This is a genomic window from Waterburya agarophytonicola KI4, from assembly GCF_020640915.1.
GTDB classification, from domain to species: Bacteria; Cyanobacteriota; Cyanobacteriia; order Cyanobacteriales; family Xenococcaceae; genus Waterburya; species Waterburya agarophytonicola.
Map to the genome: position 1 here is coordinate 26,976 of NZ_JADWDC010000051.1, position 7,611 is coordinate 34,586.

The window sequence follows — 7,611 nt, forward strand, 5'->3', positions numbered from 1 at the left end:
TATAAAGAATCTAGAATTTACTGCGTCTTATATTATGCAGCGCGACGAGTTAATAGACCCCAAATAAAGATCAATAGCATTGCACCCAATACGGCAAAGATAATGCCAGGAAGAGTTAACGCACCTGCTGAGGCTGCTGCTGCCCCCGAACTACCTAATAGTGCTTGACCTACATAACCCCCAACTAATGCGCCCAAAATACCCAATCCCATAGTGGCTAAAATACCACCACCTTGATGACCAGGATAGATTAATTTTGCTAATGCACCTGCAATTAATCCTAATGCTAACCAAGCTAAAATACCCATATCTTGCTCCTAAATTTTAAATTATATATTTGTGTAAATGTTCTTTGAACTAATAGCTACTAGCTATGAAGAACATTCAAGATAACGCCATTACCTTAAATTGGTAATGCTGTTATCTTTCTGTTGTAATAATAGTATCTATTTTCTATCAGTAATTCCTCTATCTAATAGGGTATTTTTAGTATCTATCAAAGTAAGTAGATCGATTTAGTCGGTTAATACCAGAAAAAACCAGCCATACTCTTATATAGCTGGTTCGACCAAACAACCTGAAATTATTGATTAGATAAGTTGACTTTGACAACCTTATTTTTTTCTGCCTCTGCTTTAGGCAATGTTAAATACAAAATACCGTTTTTATATTCAGCTTTTACTTCAGTATTTTGTATGGGTAAGGGTAGAGTAATCACTCTTTTAAAAGAACCATAACGGAATTCCGATCGAGTTTTAGCTTTATCTTCCGCTGCTACTTCAGACTTGCGATCGCCTGAAATGGAAACACTTTTAGCAGTGGCTTCAATTTCAATCTCGTCAGGTTGCATGCCTGGCAATTCTAACTTAAGAATCAAGGCCTCTTCAGTTTCAGTAAGTTCGGCTGCGGGATACTTAGAATAATCACCAAACCTTACTCCATTAGCAGGAGTTAAAACTTCATTAAACATACGGTTAATCTGATGTTGAACAGAGTCCATTTCTGCCCAGGGACTATAACGTACAATTGCCATAATTTATAATATCTCCGATGAATTTATGCTTTTTATTTTTTAGCTTTGATATCATCTTAGTTAAAATTCGTTATGGCTGTAAGTGTGGTTTATTGCCCTTATTGGTGGCGTTTTCTGCCCGAACAAATATTTAGAGAAAACCGAATCTTTTAGCAAATAAATGTTAATCCAAACCTAATTCTCAATCGGTCTTAAGATCGCTCTTGCCAAACCACCATCGCCGTCTTTAAGCTTAATTGGTAGACAAATCAGTTCGTATTCCCCTGGCTCAACTTTAGATAAATCCAAACCTTCGATCGCCCAAATTCCAGAACCCAATAAAGCGTGATGTACGTCAATTACGTTTCCTTCATAGCCACCCACCGATAAATAGTCAACTCCTACAGTACGAACTTTTTTTTTCGCCAGATATTTAGCTGCATCTGTAGCAATATGAACAAAATCTTCGACAAAACTATCCGATTTCAAAGCATTATTGCTATTTTGAGTTTTAAATAAGATTCTTTCTCCCGCTTGAATATCGTGGGGTTCAATCTCTGCAATGGTAATCTGTTTGGGGTCTTTAATTTCAATTACTCTAGCTTTTCCAATAGTTGCATCCAAGGGCATTCGGTCTATACCTATACCCCCTTTAATAAAGTGGTTGATGCCATCTACATGAGTACCCGTATGAGTGCCAATAGTCATTTTAGAAACATTACACACATCTCCGTGCGCCAAACACTGGCTGGGTTCGACGCTAACGGCAGGATTATCTGGCCAGTAGGGCATTCCAGGGTGTATAGTCAAAGAAATATCGATCCATTTATCTGATTGGGTCATATCCTCTATTTTTGGTATTGGTGAATGAGGATGAAAGAAGAGGTAAGGTCAATTTTCTTATTCCTCGTTCCTTATCCTATACCTTTGCTGGTTTTGATTCGAGTTTAGAAGGCTGGGCTTTGGCGATCGCTTTACAAGAAAGACTAAAAAAACAAATATTTTAGAAATTTTTGGTCTAGACTAGAGGCGATTAAACAATTTTATTGATATAAGTACTTACTAAATTATGTGTGGAATTGTTGGCTATATTGGCACTCAAGCAGCAACAGAAATATTAGTAGCAGGTTTAGAAAGATTAGAATACCGAGGTTATGATTCTGCGGGGGTGGCAACAGTTGATGAAGGAAAGATTAGTTGCGTTAAAGCCAAAGGGAAACTTTTTAATCTAAGAGCAAAAATAGAACAATCAGAATACAAAGGGCAATTAGGTATTGGGCATACTCGTTGGGCAACTCACGGAAAGCCAGAAGAACATAATGCCCATCCGCACTTAAATACCGATGGGACTTTAGCAGTAGTGCAAAATGGCATTATTGAAAACTACTTAGAACTAAAAGAAGAATTAGTTAGTAAGGGAATAGAATTTCGCTCAGAAACCGATACAGAAGTTATTCCTCATCTAATTTCCGTATTTTTGCATAGTTCTAGCTCGTTGATGGAAGCGATTCAAAAAACAATCGATAGATTGGAAGGTGCATTTGCGATCGCTGTAGTCCATGCCGAGAACCCTTACGAACTAATAGTAGCTCGCCAACAAGCCCCTTTAGTATTAGGTTTTGGACAAGGAGAATTCTTCTGCGCTTCCGACACCACCGCCATCCTTCCCTACACCCGCACTATTCTTAACCTAGAAAACGGCGAAATAGCAAAACTTACTCCTTTAGGAGTGGAAATGTATACCTTCTCAGGCGATCGCATTTCTCGCTTCCCCCGCACCCTAGATTGGAATCCCACCCAGGTAGAAAAACAAGGTTTCCGTCACTATATGCTCAAGGAGATCTACGAGCAACCTGCGGTAGTTAGAAGCAGTTTAGACACCTATATCAATCTTAATTGGCACGCGGACGAAAATCCCGATTATAGCCCCGTCAATATCGGTTTAACTCCCGATATGACCGATAATTTAGAGCATATTCAAATCGTAGCTTGCGGTACTAGTTGGCACGCTGCACTTGTAGGTAAATATCTCCTCGAACAAGTTGCAGGTATTCCCACCACCGTCGATTATGCTTCCGAGTTTCGCTACTCCCCCAAACCAGTGATTCCCAACACCCTAACCATTGGAGTTACCCAGTCAGGAGAAACAGCCGATACCATTGCAGCCCTAGAATCAGAAAGAGCAAGAAGAGTTAATTTAGATCCCAAATATCACGCTCGATTACTGGCAATTACCAACCGCGCCGAAAGTACTATCGCTCAAATATGCGATTGCATTATCGACACCCAAGCAGGTATAGAAATCGGCGTAGCTGCCACTAAAACCTTTGTGGCACAAACTATGGGTTTCTACTTCTTAGCCTTAGATTTAGCTTATCGCCGTCAAGCAGTATCCAATCAACGGATCAGTGAAATAGTTGAAGGGTTGCGCCAAATACCCAGTCAGATAGAAACCATTTTAGACACCCAAGCTGATGCGATCGAAGAATTGGCACACCACTTTACTAATGAGACGGAAGACTTTATCTTTATTGGGCGGGGTATCAACTTCCCCATTGCCCTGGAAGGTGCATTAAAACTCAAAGAAATCTCTTACATCCATGCAGAGGCATATCCCGCAGGGGAAATGAAACACGGACCGATCGCTTTACTGGATAATAAAGTACCAGTAGTAGCAGTCGCCATGCCTGGCAGCGTCTATGATAAGGTAATTTCTAATGCCCAGGAAGCCAAAGCTAGAGATGCTCGTTTAATTGGGGTAACTACTGCTATGAATGCCACGGAAGCAGGACATACTTTTGATGATATTTTAACCGTACCGGAGGTAGATGAAATTGTTTCTCCTGTCTTGGCGGTTGTGCCTTTGCAGATCTTGTCTTACCACATTGCAGCGATTAAGGGGTTAGATGTGGATCAGCCCAGAAATTTGGCGAAAAGTGTTACTGTTGAGTAAAATAACTGCTGTTTGCTAACTGTTGTGGAGTGACAATAAAGTTGGTAACTTTACAACAAAGTTAGTAACTTAAGAGAAATTAACAATAAAGTCAGTAACTGAAGCTGTACAATCATAGTAATCTTGTATTGTGCAGTTTTCTCATGTCTAGAAGCAGATACGATTGGACGACCGCTAAGTTTGAGCGGTATGTTAAGGAAGAACGAGGTAAGGGTAGAGGAAAATACTACAAGCCTTGGATAACTATTCAAGATTTTCCCTCTGTAGGAAGAGCATCGCGATCGCCTGGATGGAAAAGCGACCGTATCCATCATTTGATGTCAGATTGGGAATCAAGACTCTTCTATATATTTGAGTGGTGTCAGGAAGTACAAGATATCAGGGAGCAATATCCTCTACTAGATCTGGATTTGGCAATGGAAATTGCGAAAGAGATGGGAATTGAATATCCAGTAAATAGGAAAAGTAAGACACCCTATGTGTTGACTACTGATTTTATGTTGACAGTCCAACAGGGTAAGAAACCCGTTCAAATTGCTCGTACATTTAAAACTACTAAAGATCTTGGTAAGAAAAGAACCATCGAAAAATTGGAATTAGAGAGACGTTACTGGCAAAAGCACAATATTGATTGGGCGATCGTTACTGAACAGGAGATATGTAAAATTTTTGCATCCAACATCCAATGGGTTCATCCTGATTACCATTGGAAATTATCGGAAGAGCAAAATAATGAAAACTGTTATTTCTTCAGCAACATTCTCAAAGAAAGGTTGAATAGCAGAAAATTTAAAATTAGTACCATTACAACTACATTAGACAACGATATGGGTTTTGAGATTGGGACTTCTTTGTCTCTCTTTAAACATCTAATTGCTCGGCGAGAAATTATTGTAGATATGTTTCAGTCAAAAATAGCAGACCGTCTTGCAGCAAATATCATTAAAGAAATTATATAAACAAGGTCGATTTTTACTAATGCTATATGTTAATGATTTAGTTGAATGGGTTAATGATACAGAAGAAACAAAAGTTGAGAGAATAATTTGGATAGACGAAAACTATGTCCTTGCTTTTGTCTTTGATATTAATACTAATAAAGGCGTACCTCATGCTAAAAGAATAAGTGAAATTGAAGATGCGATTGAAGAAGGCACGGCTATACAATTAAAGTCAGATCCTTGGTTGAGAATAGTCACGGAAGACAATTTATCTGAGAAAGAAATAGAAATTAGAGATAAAATTTGGAAAATTATCGCTCTTATAGTAGAACAAGAACCAGAAGTATACGATCGCAAGCTTAGAGGCTCTTTAGTTAATGAAGCGATCGCCAAATCTACAGATAAAATTGCCAAAAAAACTATCTACGGTTATCTCCGAAAATATTGGCAAAGAGGAAAAACCAAAAACTCTTTGCTTCCCGACTATTCTAATTCAGGTGGCAAAGGTAAAACTAGAAAAGCTAGTAACAGTATCAAGCGTGGGCGACCAAGAAAGTATAAAAAAGTCGCAGAAATAGGTGAAGGAATCAATATAACAGAGGAAGACCTCAAAATTTTCAGAATTGCTATCTCCAAATTTTACAACAATCGTAAAGGCAACTTTTTAACTACCGCTTATGAATTAATGCTTAAAGACTACTACAGCGAAGAAACAGTATATGACGAGCGCGGAGTTAGAAAATCGGTATTAATTCCCCCAGATAAACGACCGACAATCAGGCAGTTTCGCTATTGGTACGACAAAGAGCATAAACCAGATATCAAGAAAACTGTTAGTTCGAGAAGAGGAAGCAGAGCTTTTGCGCTAAAACATCGAGCCATTACAGCTACATCTAAACAAGAAACAATTGGTCCTGGTTCTCGCTATCAAATCGATGCCACAATAGCTGATGTTTATTTGGTTTCTAAATATAACCGTAACTGGATAATTGGCAGACCAGTCGTGTATCTAATCATTGACGTATTTAGCCGAATGATTACAGGTGTATATGTTGGTTTAGAAGGACCTTCTTGGCTGGGAATGATGATGGCTTTGGTTAATGCAGCTACCGACAAAGTTAAATATTGTGCTGAGTACGGAATTGAAATTACTCCAAAACAGTGGCAAGTTCATCACGTACCAGAAGTAATTTTAGGCGATCGTGGAGAGTTAGCAGGAAAAAATGTGGAAACTTCGATTAATAACTTGGGAATTCGTATTGAAAATGCAGCACCCTATAGAGGAGATCAAAAAGGCATTGTTGAAAGACATTTTAAAACCATGCACGGCAGGGTCAAACCATTTATTCCTGGTTACGTAGATGTCGATTTTACTCAAAGAGGAGGTAAAGATTATCGTTTGGATGGCAAGTTAAATTTAGACGAATTTACGAAAGCAATTATTTATTTAATATTAGAACATAACAACAATCACTATCTCAACGATTATCAGCGCGACACAGAAATGATTGTAGATGATGTCGAAACCGTACCAAAAGAATTATGGCAATGGGGAATTGCTAATCGTTCGGGAAGATTAAAAACATTTCCTGAAGATATTGTCAAACTTAACCTAATGCCTTCGGGAAGAGCGACTATTACAGCTAAAGGTATTAAATTTAAAAAGCTTCACTATACCTGTGAAAAAGCAAGAAGAGAGCAGTGGTTTGAAAGAGCTAGAAGTGGAACGCTTGGCAAAAACCAAAAATATTTGGATATCTCATACGATCCCAGACAACCAGAATATATTTATATCCGTTCTTCTGATGGCAAAGATTATGAAAAATGTTCGATAATCGATTTTGAAGCTAGATATACAGGCAAAACTTGGGAAGAGATAGAGTATTTACTAGTTTACGAGCAACTGCAAAAGCAGAAATATAAAGGGAAAGAAACACAAACCAAAGTCAATCTAATGGCAGAGTTTGAAAATATTGTCGAGCAAGCAACAGCTTCAACAGATGCCGTTCTAGATAAGACTATAAGTAATAGTAAAAAAGTTAAAGGAATTAGAGATAATCGCGCATTTGAAAAGGAAAAGCGCAGAGAAGATGAAGCTTTTGAATTGAGTAAAGACGAATTGCCTAGTTCTGTTGATCGGATAGAAGAGATATCTGAATCTAAACCAAAAACTGTGTCTGACAATACTTTATCTGACCAACCCAAACAAAAAACCAAATCTTTCAAACGCAAAAAGTTAGAAGCATTAAAAAGAAACAGATTAAGAAGATCTATTGAAGACTAATAAATTAAATTATGGACACGATTGATATTCCAAATGGCGTAGAAGCAACTGTAGCGGTATATCGCGACCACAAACTGCCTGAATATGCTGCTAATCCAATGATTCAAGCATTACCTCATTTGATGACTGAGGATGAATTTTTGGAATCTGTAATAGTGATGCCCAACTTCTCTCCTGAAGAAAAATTTTTGAAGCCTCATTTAAGAACTCATTGTGTTGAAAGATTATCCAGATACTTCGATCCCATAAATAAAACTACGCAATTACATCAAGCCATTAGTGTCTTACTAATGCAGGGTTATTTAGCACGAAATATTCTTAAACCTCAATATGCTCGTCGTGCTAATCAAATTTATCAAGCAATTCAACCCACCTTCCGCACGTCAAAATGTATTATTTAGAGTTTCATAAAATCAGTCAT

Annotated in this window: 8 protein-coding genes; 5 read left to right on the forward strand and 3 right to left on the reverse strand. The window is 38.1% G+C overall.

Annotation, left to right across the window (positions count from 1 at the left end; all coding sequences use genetic code 11):
• Positions 1-32: 32 nt before the first annotated feature.
• The 3 genes from I4641_RS17145 to I4641_RS17155 all read right to left on the reverse strand — a co-directional run bounded on the left by I4641_RS17145 (position 33) and on the right by I4641_RS17155 (position 1,855).
• Positions 33-308 carry a GlsB/YeaQ/YmgE family stress response membrane protein gene (locus I4641_RS17145; RefSeq protein WP_229641801.1) on the reverse strand — a complete coding sequence of 92 codons (276 nt, stop codon included), beginning with the start codon at positions 306-308 and terminating at the stop codon, positions 33-35.
• 275 nt (positions 309-583) lie between these two features.
• Positions 584-1,033, reverse strand: a complete 450-nt coding sequence (locus I4641_RS17150) for an Hsp20/alpha crystallin family protein (RefSeq protein WP_229641802.1) — start codon at positions 1,031-1,033, stop codon at positions 584-586.
• A 174-nt stretch (positions 1,034-1,207) separates the two neighbouring features.
• The gene (locus tag I4641_RS17155) at positions 1,208-1,855 is read right to left on the reverse strand and encodes a cyclase family protein (RefSeq protein WP_229641803.1); all 648 of its coding nucleotides are present in this window, start codon (positions 1,853-1,855) and stop codon (positions 1,208-1,210) included.
• A gap of 20 nt (positions 1,856-1,875) precedes the next feature.
• Between I4641_RS17155 and I4641_RS17160 the strand changes: the two genes are divergently transcribed.
• From I4641_RS17160 to I4641_RS17180, 5 genes are all read left to right on the forward strand, one after another.
• A complete protein-coding gene (locus tag I4641_RS17160; protein ID WP_229641804.1) occupies positions 1,876-2,019 on the forward strand; it encodes a hypothetical protein in 144 nt (47 codons plus the stop codon).
• Positions 2,020-2,081: 62 nt separating this feature from the next.
• Positions 2,082-3,965, forward strand: coding sequence for a glutamine--fructose-6-phosphate transaminase (isomerizing) (gene glmS, locus I4641_RS17165; protein ID WP_229641805.1), 1,884 nt, complete (start codon positions 2,082-2,084; stop codon positions 3,963-3,965).
• Positions 3,966-4,108: 143 nt separating this feature from the next.
• A complete protein-coding gene (locus I4641_RS17170) occupies positions 4,109-4,924 on the forward strand; it encodes a TnsA endonuclease N-terminal domain-containing protein (RefSeq protein ID WP_229641806.1) in 816 nt (271 codons plus the stop codon).
• Between the two features lie 19 nt (positions 4,925-4,943).
• The gene (locus I4641_RS17175) at positions 4,944-7,190 is read left to right on the forward strand and encodes a TnsB C-terminal domain-containing protein (protein ID WP_229641807.1); all 2,247 of its coding nucleotides are present in this window, start codon (positions 4,944-4,946) and stop codon (positions 7,188-7,190) included.
• Positions 7,191-7,201: 11 nt separating this feature from the next.
• Positions 7,202-7,591, forward strand: a complete 390-nt coding sequence (locus tag I4641_RS17180; RefSeq protein WP_229641808.1) for a hypothetical protein — start codon at positions 7,202-7,204, stop codon at positions 7,589-7,591.
• Positions 7,592-7,611 lie beyond the last annotated feature (20 nt).